Annotated in this window: 23 protein-coding genes; 15 read left to right on the plus strand and 8 right to left on the minus strand. The window is 64.5% G+C overall.

Annotation, left to right across the window (positions count from 1 at the left end):
- Window positions 1–26: 26 nt before the first annotated feature.
- From ABZX86_RS29755 to ABZX86_RS29780, 6 genes are all read left to right on the plus strand, one after another.
- Window positions 27–440, plus strand: coding sequence for an antibiotic biosynthesis monooxygenase family protein (locus tag ABZX86_RS29755; protein ID WP_355127987.1), 414 nt, complete (start codon window positions 27–29; stop codon window positions 438–440).
- Window positions 437–991 carry a pyridoxamine 5'-phosphate oxidase family protein gene (locus ABZX86_RS29760; RefSeq protein WP_355127989.1) on the plus strand — a complete coding sequence of 185 codons (555 nt, stop codon included), beginning with the start codon at window positions 437–439 and terminating at the stop codon, window positions 989–991. Before ABZX86_RS29755 ends, ABZX86_RS29760 begins: the two co-directional genes overlap by 4 nt.
- A gap of 2 nt (window positions 992–993) precedes the next feature.
- Entirely contained in the window at window positions 994–1,122 is a 129-nt protein-coding gene (locus ABZX86_RS29765; RefSeq protein ID WP_355127991.1) for a hypothetical protein, read from the plus strand.
- Between the two features lie 203 nt (window positions 1,123–1,325).
- Window positions 1,326–1,607 (plus strand): hypothetical protein, encoded by a 282-nt coding sequence (locus ABZX86_RS29770; RefSeq protein WP_355127993.1) that lies wholly within the window; start codon window positions 1,326–1,328, stop codon window positions 1,605–1,607.
- A 293-nt stretch (window positions 1,608–1,900) separates the two neighbouring features.
- Window positions 1,901–3,916 (plus strand): acetoacetate--CoA ligase, encoded by a 2,016-nt coding sequence (locus tag ABZX86_RS29775; RefSeq protein WP_355127995.1) that lies wholly within the window; start codon window positions 1,901–1,903, stop codon window positions 3,914–3,916.
- Between the two features lie 99 nt (window positions 3,917–4,015).
- Complete coding sequence (locus ABZX86_RS29780) at window positions 4,016–4,390, plus strand: hypothetical protein (RefSeq protein ID WP_355127997.1); 375 nt, start codon at window positions 4,016–4,018, stop codon at window positions 4,388–4,390.
- Window positions 4,391–4,493: 103 nt separating this feature from the next.
- Here ABZX86_RS29780 and ABZX86_RS29785 read toward each other — a convergent pair whose 3' ends face one another.
- Window positions 4,494–4,895, minus strand: coding sequence for a VOC family protein (locus ABZX86_RS29785; RefSeq protein ID WP_355127999.1), 402 nt, complete (start codon window positions 4,893–4,895; stop codon window positions 4,494–4,496).
- A gap of 7 nt (window positions 4,896–4,902) precedes the next feature.
- The gene (locus ABZX86_RS29790; RefSeq protein ID WP_355128001.1) at window positions 4,903–5,241 is read right to left on the minus strand and encodes a DUF296 domain-containing protein; all 339 of its coding nucleotides are present in this window, start codon (window positions 5,239–5,241) and stop codon (window positions 4,903–4,905) included.
- Between the two features lie 341 nt (window positions 5,242–5,582).
- Here ABZX86_RS29790 and ABZX86_RS29795 point away from each other — a divergent pair, with 341 nt between their 5' ends.
- The gene (locus ABZX86_RS29795) at window positions 5,583–5,972 is read left to right on the plus strand and encodes a GNAT family N-acetyltransferase (RefSeq protein ID WP_355128003.1); all 390 of its coding nucleotides are present in this window, start codon (window positions 5,583–5,585) and stop codon (window positions 5,970–5,972) included.
- Window positions 5,973–6,322: 350 nt separating this feature from the next.
- On the opposite strand, the gene ABZX86_RS29800 is transcribed toward ABZX86_RS29795, so the two are convergent.
- Window positions 6,323–6,736 (minus strand): GNAT family N-acetyltransferase, encoded by a 414-nt coding sequence (locus tag ABZX86_RS29800; protein WP_355128005.1) that lies wholly within the window; start codon window positions 6,734–6,736, stop codon window positions 6,323–6,325.
- Complete coding sequence (locus tag ABZX86_RS29805; RefSeq protein ID WP_355128007.1) at window positions 6,733–7,401, minus strand: cysteine hydrolase; 669 nt, start codon at window positions 7,399–7,401, stop codon at window positions 6,733–6,735. The genes ABZX86_RS29800 and ABZX86_RS29805 overlap by 4 nt, the downstream gene beginning before the upstream one ends.
- A gap of 257 nt (window positions 7,402–7,658) precedes the next feature.
- Here ABZX86_RS29805 and ABZX86_RS29810 point away from each other — a divergent pair, with 257 nt between their 5' ends.
- The 3 genes from ABZX86_RS29810 (at window position 7,659) to ABZX86_RS29820 (ending at window position 9,351) form a co-directional block, all read left to right on the plus strand.
- Entirely contained in the window at window positions 7,659–8,036 is a 378-nt protein-coding gene (locus tag ABZX86_RS29810; protein WP_355128308.1) for a GFA family protein, read from the plus strand.
- A gap of 122 nt (window positions 8,037–8,158) precedes the next feature.
- Entirely contained in the window at window positions 8,159–8,725 is a 567-nt protein-coding gene (locus tag ABZX86_RS29815) for a peptide deformylase (RefSeq protein WP_355128009.1), read from the plus strand.
- A complete protein-coding gene (locus ABZX86_RS29820; RefSeq protein ID WP_355128011.1) occupies window positions 8,722–9,351 on the plus strand; it encodes a hypothetical protein in 630 nt (209 codons plus the stop codon). Before ABZX86_RS29815 ends, ABZX86_RS29820 begins: the two co-directional genes overlap by 4 nt.
- Window positions 9,352–9,426: 75 nt before the next feature.
- On the opposite strand, the gene ABZX86_RS29825 is transcribed toward ABZX86_RS29820, so the two are convergent.
- Together ABZX86_RS29825 and ABZX86_RS29830 are read right to left on the minus strand one after the other, a co-directional pair.
- Entirely contained in the window at window positions 9,427–9,738 is a 312-nt protein-coding gene (locus tag ABZX86_RS29825) for a hypothetical protein (protein WP_355128013.1), read from the minus strand.
- A gap of 501 nt (window positions 9,739–10,239) precedes the next feature.
- Window positions 10,240–11,622, minus strand: coding sequence for a helix-turn-helix transcriptional regulator (locus ABZX86_RS29830; RefSeq protein ID WP_355128015.1), 1,383 nt, complete (start codon window positions 11,620–11,622; stop codon window positions 10,240–10,242).
- Between the two features lie 186 nt (window positions 11,623–11,808).
- Here ABZX86_RS29830 and ABZX86_RS29835 point away from each other — a divergent pair, with 186 nt between their 5' ends.
- Complete coding sequence (locus ABZX86_RS29835; protein ID WP_355128017.1) at window positions 11,809–12,618, plus strand: DapH/DapD/GlmU-related protein; 810 nt, start codon at window positions 11,809–11,811, stop codon at window positions 12,616–12,618.
- Complete coding sequence (locus ABZX86_RS29840; RefSeq protein ID WP_355128019.1) at window positions 12,615–13,835, plus strand: acyl-CoA dehydrogenase family protein; 1,221 nt, start codon at window positions 12,615–12,617, stop codon at window positions 13,833–13,835. Before ABZX86_RS29835 ends, ABZX86_RS29840 begins: the two co-directional genes overlap by 4 nt.
- A 30-nt stretch (window positions 13,836–13,865) precedes the next feature.
- Here ABZX86_RS29840 and ABZX86_RS29845 read toward each other — a convergent pair whose 3' ends face one another.
- Window positions 13,866–14,384, minus strand: coding sequence for an NUDIX hydrolase (locus ABZX86_RS29845; protein ID WP_355128022.1), 519 nt, complete (start codon window positions 14,382–14,384; stop codon window positions 13,866–13,868).
- Window positions 14,385–14,693: 309 nt separating this feature from the next.
- On the opposite strand from ABZX86_RS29845, the gene ABZX86_RS29850 reads away from it, so the two are divergent.
- Window positions 14,694–15,848, plus strand: coding sequence for a helix-turn-helix transcriptional regulator (locus tag ABZX86_RS29850; protein ID WP_355128024.1), 1,155 nt, complete (start codon window positions 14,694–14,696; stop codon window positions 15,846–15,848).
- Here ABZX86_RS29850 and ABZX86_RS29855 read toward each other — a convergent pair.
- A complete protein-coding gene (locus ABZX86_RS29855; protein WP_355128026.1) occupies window positions 15,829–17,142 on the minus strand; it encodes a serine hydrolase domain-containing protein in 1,314 nt (437 codons plus the stop codon). The genes ABZX86_RS29850 and ABZX86_RS29855 overlap by 20 nt on opposite strands.
- 337 nt (window positions 17,143–17,479) lie before the next feature.
- Between ABZX86_RS29855 and ABZX86_RS29860 the strand changes: the two genes are divergently transcribed.
- Both ABZX86_RS29860 and ABZX86_RS29865 read left to right on the plus strand, forming a co-directional pair.
- Complete coding sequence (locus tag ABZX86_RS29860; RefSeq protein ID WP_355128028.1) at window positions 17,480–18,613, plus strand: M20/M25/M40 family metallo-hydrolase; 1,134 nt, start codon at window positions 17,480–17,482, stop codon at window positions 18,611–18,613.
- Between the two features lie 24 nt (window positions 18,614–18,637).
- The gene (locus ABZX86_RS29865) at window positions 18,638–19,675 is read left to right on the plus strand and encodes an NAD-dependent epimerase/dehydratase family protein (RefSeq protein ID WP_355128030.1); all 1,038 of its coding nucleotides are present in this window, start codon (window positions 18,638–18,640) and stop codon (window positions 19,673–19,675) included.
- Window positions 19,676–19,689 lie beyond the last annotated feature (14 nt).

Here is a 19,689-nt window from a genome sequence, read left to right on the forward strand (position 1 = left end):
TCGTTCTACAGGACACCTTTTCTACCATGATCGGGACCGGTGGCCACCTCATCGACGAGGAGAACGCAATGATCGCCCTGAACGAAATCGACCCCGACGCACCGTTCCTGTCACAGCTCTCCGACCAAGGCGAAGGGCCCGTAACGATCATCAACACCTTCGTAGCTCGGGAAGGACAGCTCGAGGAAGTCATCGAGGCCTGGCGACAGGACTCGGTGGTCATGAAGGCTCAGCCCGGATTTGTCTCTGCCCAGCTCTATCAGGGCATAGCGGGCAGCCACGTGCTGATCAATGTCGCTGTCTGGGAATCGACGCAGGAGCTCGCTGCAGCGTTCGGCAGTCCCGAGTTCCAACGGCTACTCGCGCTCTACCCGGATGGATCCAAGTCCTATCCCCACCTGGTGCGCCGCGCCGCAGTGACGGGGGTGTGCGTCGCATGACCACCGAACCCACCCTGGAGCAGATCCAGGACTCGATCTCGGAACTGCTGCGCGCCGAGGAGATCACTACCCTCGCAACGATCGACGCCGACGGTTTCCCCTCGGCCTCGACGATGCATCTCGCAGGAGACGGTCTCCTCGCCTACATCCACACCTTCCAGTACAACCGCAAGCACACTCAGATGCTGAATAATCCCAAGGTCAGCTACGTGGTGAGCGATCTACCGGCAGACGGATACGCAGGCCGCGGCACAACCCGATCACTGCAGATGCAAGGCCTGGCGACAGCGGTCACCGATCCGGACGAAATCCAGCATGCCGTGCAGCTCAGCTTCGCTCAATTCCCCTGGCTTGCAGACACTTCGATGTACAACAATATCAAGGTGCCCGACCAGGGGCAGCAAGTGTTCTACCGCATCACCCCTACCCGCGCGCTCTGGTCCGACCACACTGTCCGGATGTTGTGGCGAGTCCTGCTCGATTTCAGCGAGGACGGCCGTGAGATCACCGACGTGCAGGACTACAAGGTCGCGATCGGACGGAAACGCTGACGATGTTCAAGGGTATCCTCACCGTCTGTGGCAAGAGCACCTGGTCTCGGCAGAAATCCCAGGACTACATCGCCGACTCGCACGGCGCGCGAGTGATGGCACTTCCGGTCTCCGCCAAGATCTACACGTAGAGGGCATGAACGATCCCGAGTATCTCGAGATCGTGCGCCCTGACGAGCATTACATGTGAAGCGAGTTCGTCAGCGCGGAACGCACTGCGGCACACAATGTCCGCCCAGTCGAGCGCTTCGGCACCGACACCCCCTCAACGACTTGCACTTTCGATTTCCTGGTCAAACGAGACTCGATCAGCGACGAAGATTTCGAAGCCAAGTTGGCCGAGGCCGCAGACAAGCTGTCAACCGACGTGCGCTATCGAAAGGTTGTGCAGCGCCGCGTCGACAACCAACCTCTCGGCACTCCGTCTATGTACGCCCCCGCTGGAACCGAGTACAACGCAATCATCGAGAGCTGGGTGACAAACTCGTCGGCCCTTGCGGAAATCCGCGATACCGTACACGCCGCCTACGCCCCGTTCGTCAACGAAACCAGAAGCTCGTCCGTGATCACCACCGAGACGGTGGTATTCAACGCGGCCTCGGCCACGACCCGATAGAGGAGCGGGCGAGCATCCTCGAAAACCGCTCCCGCCCGGTCTTGCACATCATGACGTGGACACCGCCGGCCCGGGAAATCGCGACCACGGTGAGGTATGCCGCCTTGCTCGAACTCGACTGTCGGACATCGCTTCCGGTCGAGGCCGCCGGCAGATCTCGGGCGGCCTCCGTGGACCGACATTTACCGAACGACCGGCCGGTCGTCGGCCGCTCGGATCTTCGCGCACCGAGAGGCGCGGCACGCGCAAAGACCTGCCCCGACATGTCCACTGCCAATTGGAGAGTTACATCTATGAGTCCGCTGCATGGGACCGGAATCGCTGAGCCACAATGGCTTCCGACCGACCATGACCGTGAGAGCGCCCGGATCAGCGACTTCGCGGCTTTCGCCGCAGACCGGATGTCGATCGACCTGCCCGACTACACCGCGCTGTGGCATTGGTCGGTCGAGGAGATATCGGACTTCTGGGAGACGATCTGGCACTATTTCGACCTCGGCCCACTGCCCGGACAAGTATTGGCCAACTCAGAAATGCCTGGCGCACAGTGGTTCCCGGACGTCCACCTCAACTACGTCGATCAGGTGGTGCGCCACTCCCGCACCGACCGTCCGGCGATCATTTCGATCGACGAGGACGGCACCAACAGCGAAACGAGCTGGGACGAGCTGCTCGGGCGCACAGCGGCATTCGCGGCAACATTGCGATCCTGCGGAGTCCGCGCCGGGGATCGGGTAGTCGGCTACCTGCCACATATCCCCGAAGCGGTTATCGCGTTCCTGGCCACCGCCAGCATCGGTGCGATCTGGAGCGCGTGTGGTCAGGACTACTCGGCACAGGCGGCGCTGGATCGGCTGGGCCAGTTGCAGCCGACGGTGCTGGTCACCGCGGATGGTTATCGGCACGGCGGTAAGACGCACGATCGAACGCACGAGATCGGAATCCTGCGCACGGCCATGCCGCAACTGCGCGCCACGGTAGTCGTTTCCAGTCTCGGCCTTGCGGTGCCCGATACGCTGCCGTGGCAGGAGGCGACTCAGGACGGATGCGCGATGGACATCCAGCCGGTCGCCTTCGACCATCCGCTGTGGATCGTCTACTCTTCCGGCACCACCGGGCTGCCGAAGGGAATCATGCACGGTCACGGTGGCGTACTGCTCGAACACTTGAAATCCCTTGCGCTGCACTCGGACATCGGCCCCCGAGACACTTTCTTCTGGTACACCAGCCCCAGCTGGATGATGTGGAACTTCCAGGTCGCCGGTTTGCTCGTAGGCGCCACCATCGTCTGCTACACGGGCAGTCCCGCCTTTCCGACTCCGGATGCACTGTGGGAGATGGCTGCCCGGACCCGGACCACCGTGCTGGGCACGAGCCCCGGCTATGTACTCGGCTGCATGAAGGCCGCGGTTGTCCCACGCGCGGACCATGATCTGTCGGCGCTTCGACAGATCGGGATCACGGGTTCAGCGCTGCCGGCCACCTCCTCGCTGTGGCTGCGTGACAATGTCGGCCACGATATCCAGATCGCTTCCATCAGCGGCGGCACCGACGTGGTCACAGCATTCGCCGGCGGCGCGCGCACGGTGCCGGTCTGGCCCGGTGAGCTGTCGGTCCCCTATCTCGGAGTCGCACTACAGGCATGGGATGGCGACGGTTCGCCCCTGCACGAGAGCATGGGCGAACTCGTGGTCACCGAACCCATGCCCTCCATGCCCGTCGGATTCTGGAACGACCCCGACGGATCGCGTTACCGCAGTGCATATTTCGAGGACTACCCCGGAGTGTGGCGCCACGGAGACTGGATCACCATGACCGGCCACGGCAGCGTCGTGGTCCACGGCCGCTCGGACTCCACGTTGAATCGCAATGGCATTCGTATGGGCAGTGCCGACATCTATCAGGTTGTCGAGAAGCTCTCCGACGTCGCCGAAGCCTTGATCATCGGGGCAGAACAGCCCGAAGGCGGATACTGGATGCCGCTGTTCGTCGTCCCCGCCGCCGGTGTCCGCCTCGATGCCGACCTCGCCGGGCGAATCAACACCGCGATCCGCACCGAACTCTCCCCCCGACACCTTCCCGACGAGATCATCGCCGCGCCCGGCATCCCCCATACCCGCACCGGAAAGAAACTCGAGATACCCGTCAAACGGATACTCCAGGGCGCAGATCCGGACCTCGTCGTCACACGCGACGCGGTCGACGACCCCTCACTACTCGATTGGTTCGCGGCACTCCGACACAGAATCGCACCGGAGATGCCCAACGATAGGAGCTCTGCCTTAGTAACCGAGCCGCAGGAGCAGTAGAGGCCAGGAACTGTACGGCGCAACGATCCTGTTCATCGGCCAATACCCGTATCCGGTTACCTGCGTGGGTCTGGAAGTCGGGGCCTAGGCTGGTAGTCCATGACCGCCACATCATCGATGCCGCCTGCGCTGGGCGAGCCGATTGCGACTCGCGTCCTCGACGATCAGTCGGGTCGGGGCCCGGTGACGGTCGAGATCGGTCGACCACAACCGTGGTACTGGCAAGAAGCCGGTCGCTCGGTGTACGCCTGCCCGTACCGGATCCGTGGCGGCGCACCCGATGACCCCGGCGGCGGTGACAGCTACGCCAAGGGCATCGATGAGATGGACGCACTTACGTTGGCCGTCCACGCAGTCGAGTCGGTCCTCTATCTGTGGAACGAGCGGCTGGGAAGTCAGCTCCGATGGACTGCCGGACATGGCTCTTGGCGGCTTTCCTACCCTTCACCCGAGCCCAGCGATCGCGCGAGGTGACAGAACCCCAAGAATGCTGGGCCCCCTTGCAGAGTGTCCGGTACGGGTGTCCGACCGCATCGATTTCCCCCCGCCGAGAGAGCAAGGTCCAAGGTTGTTCGTCTCAGTCCCATTCGGGCCGCTGGGCCAGCAGGCCGGGGAATTCGGTTTGCAGGACGCAGAATTCGTTCCCCCAGGGATCGTGCAGCACCCAGAAGTCGTAACCACGTTCGTGCTGGTGATCCCAGCGCACAGCGCCGAGCGATTCGAGGCGGCGGACCTCGGCTTCCACGTCGTCGGCCTCGATGTCGAGATGCATCCGCTCCTTGGTCGATTTGATATCGGTGGTCGCTTGCAGCAGCACCCGTATCTCGTTGTCCGGCAACCGTAAGCGTCGGTAGACGTGGCGACTCGACGGATTGACCGGCTCCTCGGCCGCGCCGAGAACCGCACTCCAGAACCTGGTCGCCTCGTCCAGGTCGGTGACGTCGATGACGAAGTGACACAGTCGACTACGGTGGCTCATGGCCGGATCATGTCTGGGCGAGCGGGATCACGTACGCGCGAGCGAACCAGGTTCCGATGATTGCCGAGTGCACATGGCCTGCGACGGCACGGTCGCCTTGTATGGCGAACATGGCGTGTATGTGTACCTTGCCGTCGCGGATTTCTCCAGCGCCGTGCATCTCGCCCGGAATGCGATAGGTCGACACCTGGTCCTCGGTCGCATCGTGTGCGGGCATCGTCGAGACCGTGAACTCGTCCACTCCCCCGATCAGAGAAACAATCGCTCCATGTCGGACTCCGGCGGAATTCGCTTGCCGTTCAATGGACTCGACCATCTCACCTGACTCGATCGCGAACATCAGCATGGCGGGCACGCTAGCACCGCGACCGAGCAACCGTGGCCTTCTTCGACCGACCTCGCACGCCCGACCTCTCGCGTCGCGAGTGAACCTCTCGTGGCCAGTGTGGCGGTCGAGACAACTGCGCAGCCGAGGCCGATCAGCTTTCCCTGTTCGCTCGACACGGTCAGCACCCGCGCCTAGGGTCTGCGAGTGCCGGTGACAAACGGATCAGGTGAACCATGGGCAGGTCGTCTGTGTCTGCATCCGCCGCGCGCATCCGACGAACAGATCGTTCGTGCCACCCAGTTGGCGATGGCCCGCGACGACAGCTTCGACTTCGCGCTCGGACTCACTCCCGCGATGTCATGGTCGGAATACCCTGCCGCTCTGGAAAACTACCGGCGCGGCATCAACCTTCCCGCGGTGATCGTCCCCGCGACGTTTCTCCTGGCAACCGTCGCCGACGTAATCGTTGGGCGCGTATCGATCGCCACACCCTCAACGACTACCTGCGCCAGCGCGGCGGGCACATCGGCTACGCGGTGCTGGCCGAGCACCGGCGCCGCGGCTACGGAACCCAGATCCTGTGCCGATCGATACCGGTTGCCCAGCAACTGGGCATCGGTAACATCCTTATCAGCTGCGACGAAACCAACACCGGCTCACGACGCATCATCGAATCCTGTGCGGGCCAACTCGAATCGACCCTCACCTGGAGCGACGGCACCCGCATTCTCCGATACTGGATCACCTGATCACCCCGGGCCCCCGCACCGCGGCGAGTAGTCAGCAGCGGAAGCGAAGAGCCCCACCAGGAATAGCGATGTACTGGCGGGGCTCTTCGGGGTAATCGGCCCGGTCGCATCCGTGTTGGTGACTTGATCCAGTCCAACTCGGAGCCTACGGTACAACTGGGGACTCACCGTGGGTGGCCAGCCGAACAGGAACCGCACGAGTAGCACCAGACTGAGTAGCGCGCAATGCATCTGAAGCCCGCCGACATCCCGTCCGAGGCAGGCGGGCGAGGTACGACCCTATTCTCCCGCCAGATTCCGTGGCGGCTCGGCCGGTGACCCGACAGGCCCAAGCGACCGGGCTCAGCGCGTTAGCGACGGGAATCGACGGGTGGTAGTCGCAGGTAGTGGCCGCTGGGCTGGAAGGTCAAGTTGGTGTAATAGCCGACGACAGCGTCATCGGCAACCACACCGAGGTGGACGATCTCTCGCCCCCGCGCCCATTCGACGAGCCTCTCCACGATCTTCCGGCCAGCGCCCAAGCGCTGAAACTGCTGAGCCACAACCACATCCACAATGGTCGCGTACAGCTCGTTGTCACCTATGACGCGACCCATGCCGATCGTCTTGTCGTCGCACACTGCAACGACCCCGAACAGCGACCGCGCCAGCGCTGCTTCGCTTTTCGCCGACTCGGGGACTGTCCACCCAACCGAGGAGCGAAGCGCCCGATACTCCTCAGCGCTCGCGATCCGGTCCTGGGCAACAAGCCCTTGGCCGATCACCGCGGCACCGCTTCGAGTACGGTCTCGTCCCAGTATTCCGGGTTTCGCCCGTAGTTCGGCGTGCTGAAGGCCCGATTCCACTGCGCGCCTTCGGCAATGAGTTCCTGCCACGGAGCCACCTCGACATACAGGACACGCATCGAGTTGAGCGCACCGTAGTGCAGGTCCGGCCCGTCGGTGCTGACCGCGTTCTCGGCGACGGCTACGTCGTAGTTGCGTTCCAGCGCAGCACGCACGGTCGCTTCGATACAGACGTTCGTCTGCAACCCCGCGACGAGCAGCCGCTGAACACCGAGGCTTCGCAGGACCGGATCGAGTTCGGTGTAGGCGAAGAAGCTGTGCCGGGTCTTCTCGAGCACCAGATCCCCAGGCACGGGAGCAACACGGTCGATGATTTCACTTCGCCATTCTTGTTGTGCGGCTGTCGATTCAGGCAATGTTGATGTCCGTGACAGCATGTGCCGCGCTGCGCGTGGATTAGCGGCCAAGCTACCTGCTGGGCTCGTGACCTGTCGTGAGTAGACGATCGGAATGCCGGCTGCCCGGGCTGCGGTCAGCAGGTCCGCGCACTCACCGAGGACTTCGCCCAAGCGCCATATCGGTGGCCAGCCCAGAACATCCCGAATGCCGTCCTCGGCGATATAGCCGTTCTGCGCATCGATCATCAATACCGCGAGCTCTGGCACGGGCGCCTCCCACCTACGACCGGATACCCACATGATCGGCCGAATTCTGGCCGTACACAGCAGAATCGACGAAATGGACTACCGGACGCAAGCTGATGACACCAGCAGGACACAGACCTCGCCTCCGCGTCCGCTACACCAGGACCCGCGTAGACTCACCCGGGCCGCAGCAGGGGTCTTCGGCAGCTCTGGACTGATCCATCGTGTCGCAGATACTCGGGAAAGGGGTGCGTGTAATGCACCGAGGCGGTTGTTTGTGTGGCAACATCCGATTCCAAGCATCGGGCGAACTGTCGTTTCCCCACCTGTGCAGCTGCCCCCACTGCCAACGATTGTCCGGTGCCCCGGTGATGTCGTGGGTCGACTTCCCGCGCGAGGGATTCGAATGGACAGGGCCAGGTGGTGAACCGTTGTGGTACAACACATTTCCCGATTCCCAGCGGGGCTTCTGCGGCAAGTGTGGCAGCTCGGTTGCCGCCCAGGACGACGGTGACGCGAAGCTGGTCGGGGTCACGATCATGAGCCTCGATGACCACACCGGCTTGGTACCCGAGCGACAGAGTTTCCGCCCCAACGCCGTCCCGTGGCTTCCGATCGTCGGCGCCCAGGACTGAACGAGTTCAGGCCAGGCCCGTCGCTCCACACAGATCAGCCCACCCCGGCACACCCGCTGCCACCTGGAGTGGCGGTTCCGCCCACAATCGGAAACCGCAGCGCAGGAAGGGAATACACCGTGATGGACACCACCCCATCCACCACGATGGCCGGACTGGGCATCGTGCAGGCCGGCGCCGACATCCTCACTCAGCCCGCCCGCGCCTTCGACCTGCCCGCCGACGCCGACACCGCTATCGGCGTCATCGAGGACCTGTTCACCGCCATGGACCGGGTATCGCGTGTGCACCCTTTCGCGAAGGGGATGGGTATCGCCGCCCCGCAGATCGGTATCGACCGCCGCGCCGCCATTGTCCGCCCGGCCGACCCGCACGCCCCCGCGATCATCCTGATCAACCCGCGCGTCACCACCGAATCGCAGGAGGCCGACAAGCAGTACGAAGGCTGTTTGAGCTTCTTCGACGTGCGTGGCTTGGTGCCCCGGCCACTGCATATCACAGTCGAAACCACCACGCTCACCGGCGAACTCGTCACCACCGACTACCACCACGGCCTCGCCCGGCTACTGCTCCACGAAATCGACCACCTCGACGGAACCCTGTACACCGCCCGCATACGGCCCGGCATCGACCCGATCCCGGTGGCCGAATACCGACTCAGCGGCCATAACTGGAACTACGAGCAATGACACCCCACGGGCAGGTCATCGTCTACTACCAGCCGACACCCGGCGCGATGGCCATGATGCGGTGGACTCCGCCGACCGACTGGCTCGACAACGGACACGCCACACTCACCTGCGCCGACTGCGGCACCGACCTGCGCCCCGCAGGGCAGTCACGGTTCAACATCCCCGACCCGCGCACACCGAAACGGATCCGCTTGTTCTGCGGACCGTGCTGCAACGACGGCATCGACGAAATAGCACGTCTCACCAGCCACCTGGGCACGCTCACCGGCACCGGACGAGTAGCGGGACAGCCATTGTCCGAGGAAGAGCGCGCGGCCCAACCCCGGATCGGCGGCCTGATCCGCTCCTGCGGCGTCCTGTCCGAACAGGGGCTGGCCATGTGGCGCGAGAACGGCTGCGGAGAGTTCAAAGCCACCGCCGATGAAATCGCCGCCGACCTGGGCATTTTGGGCCTCCCCCACACCATCGTCCCCACCGACCTGTCGGCGCTGGTCTCCGACCCTCGGAGCATCCGCTACGGCGAGGAAGTGCGCGTCGCCACCGCTGACCTGCCGGAACTCGTGGCGTGGATCCCGTCGATGCAGAAACATTTCGACAAACTCGCGACCCCGACCGAATCCTGACCAACAACCCTCCGCCCCAAGAAGCGACTTTCCGCCATTACCTGGCCCATGGATCCCGCACGTGCACAGCGATTTTCAGGGTAGCGATACCGTGATGTCTCCACCTGATCGTCCGACGATTTTCGCCCCGGGCACCTTGTCCAGGGACTCTCGAAAGTTGCGGTAGCCATAGCGGTTTTCGTCGAAAGCCGGGTCGAGTGCCAGCATCTTGATCTTGATCTTGATCGCGCTCGCGGTCGGCGTGTCGGTGCTCGGCTGAGCCGCAACCTGCGCCAGAAGCTGGCGTGCGGTGTCCCCCTTCTGCTGCGCGACTTGAGGTTTCGCCGCTGCCTCGTTGGGCTCGGCCTGGCAGAGGATCGTGTCCCAGAATTTGTACTCGCTGCACACCGACACCAGTCTCGCGCTCGTGCTGGATTCGCTGGTGCCGGGCCCTGGGGGTCACCGGATCCATCAACGCGGCCCTGTCCCGGCACGAGGGCGAAGCCTGGACCGCGGCCTTCCGGCACGGTTCTCGGCAGGGCTGGGCGTGATGCTCGCCCTCTACACCGCATTCGTGCTGCCCCTGCTGTTCCGTGCTGATCCGTTCTTCGGCACGGGTGGGGCCCGGAATCGGGCCTCACGTGTCGGAGAATTGGCGCGCATGGGGTTCGAGGCCGTTCGTGCGCATTCCCGGCGAGGATCGATCGGTGGGACACCCGTACGGGCACCTGCGCTTCACCGACCGCGCGGGCCCCGCCGCGGTCGCTACACCTCGATCCACGTGCACGGCATCCGCATTGCCTCACCGATTCCGATCCTGGGGTGGTCGTCAGCAATCAAGTCCGATTCGGCACCCTAGGCGATTTCGGCGAGAAAGAGCCCGAGTGTTTGGTGTATCCATACTTCAAATCATCCTGCTGCGCCTTTGGTTCCGGTGCGAAGAGCGAATGCCTGCACGCCGGGCAGGGACGTGGCCGCAGGGTCGCGTAGCAGACTGCGGGTGATGTGCTGTATTTGCTTGCGGTAGCGGACTTCGTCCGGGGAGGTTTGCTCGGCGGCCAGCAACGCGCGGTAGCACGCTTCGGGCTTGCCCCATTGGTGAAATGCGCGGGCGACATCGGACCAGTACTGCGCTCGCCTCTCTCTTGACGCGATGGTGGCCGGGTTGATCTGTCGGGCGACTTCGATGGCTGTGCCGGAGTCGCCGAGGACTCTGGCGATGCTGATCCGGTACAACCCGACCGTCGTTGAGCTGAATCCCGTGCGAGAGCTGTTCGCGTCGTTGTCGAGTCTGGTTGCGGCTTCGATCGCCTCGCCGATGAGGGTGTGGGCGGTGGCGCGGTCGCCGTCGACGGCAGCGGTGTAGGCCGCGGTGGACAGCAGTGATCCGTAGACCGATAGGTATTGGGGTCCACGGTGCAGATTGGACTGCAGGGATGCCGCGGTGTCGACTACCAGGCGTGTGCCGGTGTCGGCGTGACCGGTGCGGCGCAGAACGATGGCCCAGGCCCGGTGTGCGGCGGCCTGGGTCAGCGTGTCTCCGCTGCTGTGAGCGGCCTGCATCGCACGGTCAGCGGTGGTCCAGGCGAGTTGGTCGTGGGCGAATTTGACGGTCACTGCGGATGCCACGACGTAGATCTTCGCGAGCACAGCGTTGGTTGCGCCGATGTCGTCGCTGCTGTTGGCTGAGGCGACAGTGGCCAGTGCGTTGCGTAGCAAATTCGGGAGTTCGGCGGCGACGTCGGTGTAGCGGCCCAGGTCGAAGGACGATCGCACGGTGGCCAGATCGTGCTCAAGTCGCGGCAGCCCGACGAGTGTGCCGGTTGAGGGTGGAACAAGTAGGACGTGCTCCAGTCCGGACAGAGGATTGCCGGGGGCTGGTGGGAGCGCAGACACGCCGAGCGTCGCGGAGCCGGCGAGGCCGGTCAGTCCTGTCAGCAGCGTGCGACGACGCATAGGTTCGGTCTCCTCGTCCGGCGCTGAGATGACGCCGACGATAGCGGCGGGTCGTCGTTGCCGCACCGTTTGCGGTGGTGTGTTGGCCAATCCGAGCAGATGAGGTGGGATATCCAGGGAGTCAGCGAGGCTGCGCAGCACATGAACATCGCTCAGGCGCTGTTTGCCGCGCTCGAGTCGTGACAGCGAAGAGATCGAGTAACTACAGAGTTCGGCGAGGTCGGCGAGGGTGAGATTGGCGGCCCGTCGGACGGCGCGCACAACCGCGCCGTAGTCGCCGGATTCGGCAGCGGTGCGGACGGCGGGGGTGTTCCAGATTGCGCGGGCCTGGTCCATGCCCGTGTTCCTCGTTCAGGGCGGGAAATAGAGCGTATCCGCCCGATCATCCACCGCGCCAGCCGATTTGCATACCCCGCAAAGGGTTGCCGTGTCGTGCAAAACAGATGGTCGGAGGCCACGATCGGGCGTGTTCTGGAAATGTCGCGGCAGCCCACCCTTTTCCTGCCGCGGTGGAGGTACACGATGACAATTCCTGCGAAACCCTCACCGGCGTCGAGGATCTCGACCACCGGGCGGGAGATGACCGTAGCCGAACTTGACCGAGCCGGATTGCTGCACGCCGATGAGAGCGTGCAGATCAGCCGGTTCGCTGTGTTCATCCCGGCCGACGAGCTGGGTGTTCTGCGCCCGGTGGTGATCGAGCGCCACGCGGTGATCGGTGCCTTCGCGGTGGTGCACGGAGGGGCCACCGTTTCCGAACAGGCCCGCGTCGAGGAACATTCCGTCGTCGGCAAACCCGAGCACGGATACGCGGTCGGACAGATCTACCCGGGCAACGGCAGCGCCACTGTTATCGGTCCCGGCGCAGTAATCCGTTGCGGCGCAGTCGTGTACGCGGACGTTCACGTCGGGGCGAACACGGTGATCGGGCACTATTCGCTGTTACGCAGCGGCGTGCAGGTGGGTTCCGATAGCGTGCTCGGCCACCATCTCTGCGTGGAACGGGCTACCCGCATAGGCCGGGAGGTGCGATGCTCTCCCGGCTCGCACATCACCAGCGCCACGCTGATATCCGATCGGGTCTTCCTCGGTGCCGGCGTGCGCACGATCAACGACAAGACGCTGACCTGGCACGACCCACTCCGCCAGCCGACGTTGCTCGCGCCCCGGTTCGACACCGGCGCCAAGATCGGCAGCGGTTCGGTGATCCTGGCCGGAATCACGATCGGCGAACACGCCCTGATCGGGGCCGGTTCCCTTGTCACACACGACATCCCGGCCGGTGCCATGGCCTACGGCCACCCCGCACGGGTGCAGGGGGAGGCACCGTGAGCACCATCGGACTTCAGGAGGCGGTCGGCACCTGGCTGGAACCGCTTGCGCCGGTGCTCGACACCGCGAACAGGATCGACTGGCGGCGGCTGCGGACGCTGGCCAGCGCATTGGACGATGTTCTGGAAACCTGCCGGATTGAGCCGGAGCTGTCCCCTGGACCAGAGCGCAGCCGCCGGTTGCAGGCCGTGCGTGCGGCGCTTGCAGAGCGAGGTGCGCTCGACACCGCCGATCAACCGGCGTTGTTCGCGCTGCTGGCGCAGTTCGTGTGCGGCTACCGCGACATCGACCTACGCGACGCCACCGGCCTCGGACACGGAGCACTCATCGCACGCCACGCGGGCCCGGTAGCCCGTCAGCGGTGGCTTCCACGCTTGCTCGCCGGCGAGCTGGCCGGAATCGCGATGACCGAACCGCACGGCGGATCCAACCCGGCGGGCACCCGCACCAGCGCCACGGCCTTGCCCGATGGCACCTGGCAAGTCACCGGACGCAAGATCTGGATCAGCCGACTGACCGAAGCCGCGGTGTTCGTGGTGTTCTTCCGTGCCCCGGACGGACAGTTGGCCGCGGCCGCGGTGGATGCCAGCGAACCGGGGCTGCACCGGCAGATGATCTCCCCGGCCGGGCTGGCCGGGTGGACGTGGGGCATCCTCGACCTCGACACCGTGCCGGTCCGGCCCGACGATGTGCTGCGGGGTGAGGGGATGGCGTTGTTGCGCAAGCACTTCGCCAGCTACCGGCCACTGGTCACCGCCACCGCCCTGGGCGGTGCCGCCGCCGTGTTCGACACCGTGACAACAGCTCTCACCGCCCGGCAGAGGGCAAACGGGATGTTCCGATTGCGGGACTCGGCGCTCGTGACGGTAGGCCGCACGCATACCCAAATTGTCACCGCACTACTCGGAGCCGTAGTCGCTTCGCGGCTCGAGGAGAGCGGGCATCCTCACGCCGAACGATGGGGTGCGGCCACGAAAGCACACGGTGTCGACGTAGCCAACCAAGCTGCCGGCGAGCTGGTGCTGTTAGTGGGTGCGGCGGGGTTCCGAGCCGACGGCCACCTGGCCAAGATCCGCCATGACCTGAACGGGTTGCTCTACGCCGACGGCATCCACGACAGCCTCTACCGCGCGGCAGGCAAACAACACACAACCCACCCGAACACCATGGCAGCGCCGCCATTACGAGCCCTGGAAGCACTGCCTACCCCGGCATGATCACATCGAGCCAACCAGGCGGCGCACCAGTCAGGCGATGCGCCGCCCCTGCTCGCACAACACGGTCGCACCTTCACGCGCAGCCGTGAGCGCGGCGCAGAGACGCTCCGCGAGCAACGGTTTCACCCGCGCCCCGGCTTGCTCCAAGGTATGGAACGAGGCGGAAAGAATCTCACCGTCGCGCAATACCAGCGAGGCCGTCTCGTCCTCGGTCAGGACACCGCCGTCGAAGACGAACACCACGCCCTCGGGACGGCTGTCTTGCGGGCGGACGTAGTCCACGACCAGCAACCTGCCCACCGCTAGGTGCCGGCCCAACTCCTCGATCACCTCGCGTTGCGCTGTTGCCCAGGGAGCCTCATCCGCTTCGACGGCACCCCCGGGGATCTCCCAGTTCGGTTTGTAGGACGGCTCGACCAACAGCACCCGCTCTGCAGGGTCGCGGAACAAAACCCCGGCTGCCATGCGCTTGCGTGCCAACCCGGCCACATACTGCTCGACAGGCAGCACATCGGTAGCGGCGGAATTCCCCGAACTCGATGTCGTCACCCGCGACACCCTAGCGGCCAGGCAGGGGCGATGTCTGCACTGCATGAATGCTTTGGGCTCCCGACGATCCTTAGGTTCGCGCACGGTCGAGGCTGGGCAGTCCACGGAATGTCCAGGTGCGCGGCCCAATCTCTGCAAACCTGACACATGTCAGCTCACGACCGCGTCAGTGCGTCACGTCAGTTGGCAACGGACGCTGGCTCAAACGGCCTAGGCAAGAAGGGCTTCCGATGTGTTCTGTTGGTGAAGGTGGACTGGCACGCGCATAATCCCCTCGTGGGGCAGGTCCTACGTCAACTCAGCCCATGTGTGTCCGCTGCTGCGGCCTTCGGCGCTGAACTACGTGATCGCAGGGTGCGCGCCGGCTGGTCACTGCCCGAGCTCGGCAGGCAGGTGTTCGTCAGCGGTGCCCTGCTCGGCCGGATCGAGAAAGCGGAGCGACGGCCGCACCCGGACCTGGTGCAACGGCTGGACGAAGTATTCGAGGCTTCCGGTGAACTGGTACGTCTCGCATCGGCATTCCTCGAGCCGGAGCGAGATCTCAGATCTGAGGACCTCACACCCGATACCGCTGAGGAGACGTTGCGGACGCTGATCATCGATGTCCGCTGCCACGACCACACGATGGCCGCAGGCCAGCTCCAACAGGTCGAACGCTGCATCAAAGCCGTCGAGGCGCTAGCGGCGAAAGCCTCGGTGGCCCAGCACGCAGGGTTGTGGCGGGCAGTCGCGGAAGCTCAGCAACTGACAGCGTGGATCAGCTTCGACCACGGGTACCTGCGGCAAGCAGAGACCATTCTCGCCCGTGCCCGCAGCAATGCCGAGAAGGCGAAGGCCCTGGACTTGGTCGCCTATATCGGTGGGCCGAACTCGGCGTTCATCCACACCTGGAACGGGGATCCGGCTCGCGGGGTGGAGCTCGCCTACGGCGCTCTGGCGTGGGCGAAGCGCAGCGGGAACCGGCGGCTGACCGCGTTCGTCGCCACCACGGCCGCCCGGGCACATGCCAAACTCAACGAAGCCAGCCTCTGCCAGGAGATGCTCGCGCTCGCCGAGACCCACCTGGACCAGCATCAGGATGAGGCCAACGATCCGGATTGGCTCACCGTCTTCGACCACACAGCGCTGGCCGGCCATCGCGGATCGTGCCTGCTCGACCTGGGCAATCCTCACGACGCAGTCGAGGCCCTGACCGAGCAGCAGAGCACCGGTCCTGCGACTTTCGTCAGAAACAACCTCATCTGGCAGCTCGAGCGCTCGATCGCCGACCTGCAGACCGGAGAAGTCGATGCCGCAATGTCTGCCATCGAACGAACCCTCACCTATGCCAGTGGCACACCGGTAACCCCTCGTGTACTGCAGGTCTTCCGCACCACCGATCGCGCATTGTCGGTCACCGCCGATGAGTCGACAACAGCGGTGACCCGCGGGCGACTGCAGGGATTCATCGCGGCGAACGGGTGAGCGGGTAAGTCGCCCAACGCAATTCGACACCCGATAGTGTGCGTGTCACCACCAGCAGTTCTCCTTGTAGCCGTCCGGTGACCGCACGGAATCGTCCGGGTGCCTCCATGGCGAAGGAGGTGCCGGTGGTGGCCGGACTCGCCACGAGATGCGCGTACAGGCCGCCGCGGCGCCACTGGATGGCGATCTCATCGGACTCCGACCACCAGCTGCCGACCAGATCCGCGACATCCTGCGGGCACGCCGGCGCCGGTTCCCATACCGGCGGAGTGGGCGCGGGCCGGGCGGCGATGGCCTCGAGAGCGATGTCGCCGGCGAGGTCGCTCAGTGTGATGCCGCGGGTCGCATTGCACAGTGCGACAACGACTGTGGTGGTCTTGCGGTCGATGAACAGTGCCGCCTGAAACCCGGGCATCGCACCGGTATGGCCCGCAAGAATGTGATCGCCGCGCCGTTCGAGTATCAGGCCCATCCCCCAGCCCTTCGTCCAAGACTCGGTGTCCACCATGACCTGGATCCGATGCATGGCATCGACGACTGTAAGCGGCAAAACATCAGGCTGACCTGCACATAAGGCATGTCCCCACCGCAGCAGGTCCCCAGTGGTCGACCACAACTGCCCGCCCACGCCGACGGCGGCTTGGTCCATGCCCGGCTCACGGTGGACACGGTCGATATAGGGATCGAGCCGGTAGCCGATCGCGGCGCCGGGCGGGGTTGTCCAGCTGGTGTGAGTCAACTCGAGAGGGCCGATGAGCAACTCATCGATCAGCGTCTGACACTGGCGGCCGGTGACGTGCTCGATCGCCGATCCGATCACTGCATAGCCGAGATTGGAGTAGTGCCACCGCTGCCCGGGCTCGGCGATCAATTCGACCTGGCCCAGGGCCTCAAGCAGTTCCGAGGCCGAAGGGCCCTGCATACTGACCCACATATCGCCGGGTACCTCGCGCTGCAGACCACTGCTGTGTGACAGCAGCATGCGCAAGGTGAGGTGACCGATCCCGATTTCAGGCGCCTCAGGCAGGTATCGACCGATCGGCGCGTCGAGCGCCAGGTCACCTCGTTCGCACAGCAGCAACGTCAGCGCCGCGGTGAACGTCTTGGTGATCGAGCCGATACGGAAGGCCTGACCGCCAGCGAGGATGCGGCCTTCGACATCAGCGAATCCCGCCGATGCTTCGGCGCGCAGCACGTCGTCGACACCGACCGCCACGCTCAGACTCGGCAGTCGCCCGGCGCTCTGTTCGCGCATCACGCGAACGACCAGCGCCGACTGGAAATCGGTGTCCACGCTGCGCAGCATCTCATGATCTCGCCCTCGGCGGCACCGACCATATGAAGCTCGACCGCTGCGTGGTGATATGAGTTATTGCAACGGATCAGGGCTGAATTGTCGGCCCTCGGTCGCCACTGGATCCTGAAGTCCTACCTCGACATCAGTCCACACAACGGGATCTCACGTGAAGGTCAGAGCACGACCTCTCTGAACCCGGTGGCCTACAGCATGATTCGCCTCGCCATCACCCCGGGTGATCCGGGTCGCGATCACTGCGCCGACCATGCGGACAAAGTGCTCTTGAGGTGACTGAGTGTGCACGCGGCGCAAGATCGGACGATGATTGATTCGCATGGGAAACGAACACCACACGCTGGAGTCGGCCACCGCGATGATGCCGACAATGTTGAAGCAGTTGGGCGAGCTGGTGGAGTGCGAATCTCCCTCGAATTCCCCTGAGGCTCTGCGCAACTGCGCCCAGTTGCTTGCACCCTGGCTGGACAAAGCCCTAGGGCGACCCGTAGATCTCGTGTGGTCCGGAGAAAACGTTCACCTGGTAGCCCAGGCCCCGCGACCACGCGTGTTGGTCGTTGGGCATTTCGATACGGTCTGGCCCTTGGGAACGATCACCGACTGGCGATTCGAAATCGCGGACGACGGCATCGCCACAGGCCCGGGAGTCTTCGATATGAAGGCGGGCATTGTGCAACTGCTCGCCGCACTGGAACTGATGGCCGATACCTCCGCGGTGAGCGTGGTGCTGACCAGCGATGAAGAAACCGGGTCGGCGACCTCATGGCCACTGATCGAGCAGCAGGCCAAGCTCGCTGGAGTCGCGCTTGTCTGTGAGCCGAGCGCCGACGGTGGTGCAGTGAAGGTCGCCCGCAAAGGCATCGCGAACTATCAGGTAAAAGTGCACGGCAAGGCAGCTCACTCAGGCCTAGAGCCTGCGCTCGGTGTCAATGCCGGCGTCGAGCTGGCGCACCAGATCCTCGCGATCAACAACCTGGGCAGCGGTGAGACAACGGTGACCCCCACCATGTTCTCAGCCGGTACAGCCACCAACGTCGTCCCTGAGTTCGCTACGTGCCACGTCGATGTGCGTGCCTGGACTCGCTCCGACCTCGAAGACGTCGATGACGCGATGGCGGCGCTGAAACCTCATGTCGAGGGCGCGCGGGTGATTGTCGAGGGCGGTATCGAACGGCCGCCATTCGAACCAGCGTTAGGGGTGGACGTATTCGCGGAGGCGGCGGCCGCCGCGTGGGAGTTGGGTCTGCGGCCATTGGCGGCCGACCGGTCCGCGGGCGGATCGGATGCGAATCTCATTGCCGCGATCGGAGTTCCGACGCTGGATGGGCTCGGCGCTCTCGGCGCGCATCCTCACGGGCGTGGAGAACGCGTCGATGTGACCGTGATGGGAGAACGCGCAGCTCTGCTGTCCACGCTGTTGCATCGCCTGTCGAATCGCTCGCCAGGGCGGTAGCGCTCGACCACAATGGTTGTGGTGATGCGGATTTTGGTGTTGGGCGGATCCTGGTTTCTCGGTCGAACGATCGCTGAGCAAGCGATCGCGGACGGAATAGAGGTCGCCACGTTCCGGCGTGGGCGATCCGGCAGCGACGCCGAAGGCGTGACTCTGATCCGGGGCGATCGCACCGACCCGGCCGATCTCGCGCGGCTGGCCCAGGGCGGGCCGTACGACGCCGTGATCGACACATCCAGCTATGTTCCGCGCGAAACCGTTGCGGTGGCACAAGCTTTGGAGCCGGTCGCCGTCCGGTATGTGCTGGTCTCCTCCGTATCGGTGTACGAAGGCTGGCCGCTGGAACCACTGACGGAGAAGTCGCCGATCTTGGAGTGCCCGCCCGACGCCGGGCCCGGTTACGGCTATGACGGCAACCCCGGACCGTCCACCTATGGGTTCGGCAAGGCCGGATGTGAAGGGGCGGTGTTGCAGGTCTTCGGCGCGGACCGGTCGGTGATCCTGCGCCCGGGAGTGATCCTCGGCCCGCGCGAGTACGTCGGCCGCCTACAGTGGTGGCTCGAGCGGATGCAGCGCGGCGGCCGTATCCTCGCCCCTGGCGATCCGCAGCGCCCGATTCAACCGGTAGACGTGCGGGATGTCGCGCAATTCGCGCTGCACACTGCCGCCGAGCAGCCGGGAATCTTTAATGTCACTGCCGGTGGTCACGAAACGGTGGGCGACATGCTCGATGCCTGCAACCAGGCCGTAGGGGGCACCGGGCAGCTGGAATGGGTGACGGATGAGCAATGGCTGGTAGGTCAAGGTGTTGCGCAGTGGACTGAACTGCCGTTGTGGCGCACCTACCAAGGTGCATGGGCGGTCGATTCCGCGCACGCACGGGCAGCAGGTTTCAGTAATCGGCGTATCGCGGAAACTGTCGCCGATACCTGGGGGTGGCTGCGTGCTGGAGGTGCCTCAGTCGTCCACGAGCGGGCGGGCGAGCTGGGGATCTCACCGGAACGCGAGGAAGCGATCCTGCGCCTGTGGGACGCCTACCAGCTCGATCACTGTGGCATCTGACGGCACAGGGGTGT

It is taken from the genome of Nocardia sp. NPDC006630, assembly GCF_040611495.1.
In the GTDB taxonomy this organism is placed as follows: Bacteria; Actinomycetota; Actinomycetes; order Mycobacteriales; family Mycobacteriaceae; genus Nocardia.

Coding starts and splice junctions, on each gene's coding strand:
- ABZX86_RS29835 (WP_355128017.1), top strand. CDS start 11,809: ATGACAATTCCTGCGAAACCCTCACCGGCGTCGAGGATCTCGACCACC.
- ABZX86_RS29815 (WP_355128009.1), top strand. CDS start 8,159: ATGGACACCACCCCATCCACCACGATGGCCGGACTGGGCATCGTGCAG.
- ABZX86_RS29780 (WP_355127997.1), top strand. CDS start 4,016: ATGACCGCCACATCATCGATGCCGCCTGCGCTGGGCGAGCCGATTGCG.
- ABZX86_RS29790 (WP_355128001.1), bottom strand. CDS start 5,241: ATGCTGATGTTCGCGATCGAGTCAGGTGAGATGGTCGAGTCCATTGAA.
- ABZX86_RS29785 (WP_355127999.1), bottom strand. CDS start 4,895: ATGAGCCACCGTAGTCGACTGTGTCACTTCGTCATCGACGTCACCGAC.
- ABZX86_RS29830 (WP_355128015.1), bottom strand. CDS start 11,622: ATGGACCAGGCCCGCGCAATCTGGAACACCCCCGCCGTCCGCACCGCT.
- ABZX86_RS29760 (WP_355127989.1), top strand. CDS start 437: ATGACCACCGAACCCACCCTGGAGCAGATCCAGGACTCGATCTCGGAA.
- ABZX86_RS29865 (WP_355128030.1), top strand. CDS start 18,638: ATGCGGATTTTGGTGTTGGGCGGATCCTGGTTTCTCGGTCGAACGATC.
- ABZX86_RS29860 (WP_355128028.1), top strand. CDS start 17,480: ATGGGAAACGAACACCACACGCTGGAGTCGGCCACCGCGATGATGCCG.
- ABZX86_RS29805 (WP_355128007.1), bottom strand. CDS start 7,401: ATGATCGATGCGCAGAACGGCTATATCGCCGAGGACGGCATTCGGGAT.
- ABZX86_RS29795 (WP_355128003.1), top strand. CDS start 5,583: ATGGTCGGAATACCCTGCCGCTCTGGAAAACTACCGGCGCGGCATCAA.
- ABZX86_RS29755 (WP_355127987.1), top strand. CDS start 27: ATGATCGGGACCGGTGGCCACCTCATCGACGAGGAGAACGCAATGATC.
- ABZX86_RS29765 (WP_355127991.1), top strand. CDS start 994: ATGTTCAAGGGTATCCTCACCGTCTGTGGCAAGAGCACCTGGTCTCGG.
- ABZX86_RS29820 (WP_355128011.1), top strand. CDS start 8,722: ATGACACCCCACGGGCAGGTCATCGTCTACTACCAGCCGACACCCGGC.
- ABZX86_RS29810 (WP_355128308.1), top strand. CDS start 7,659: ATGCACCGAGGCGGTTGTTTGTGTGGCAACATCCGATTCCAAGCATCG.
- ABZX86_RS29775 (WP_355127995.1), top strand. CDS start 1,901: ATGAGTCCGCTGCATGGGACCGGAATCGCTGAGCCACAATGGCTTCCG.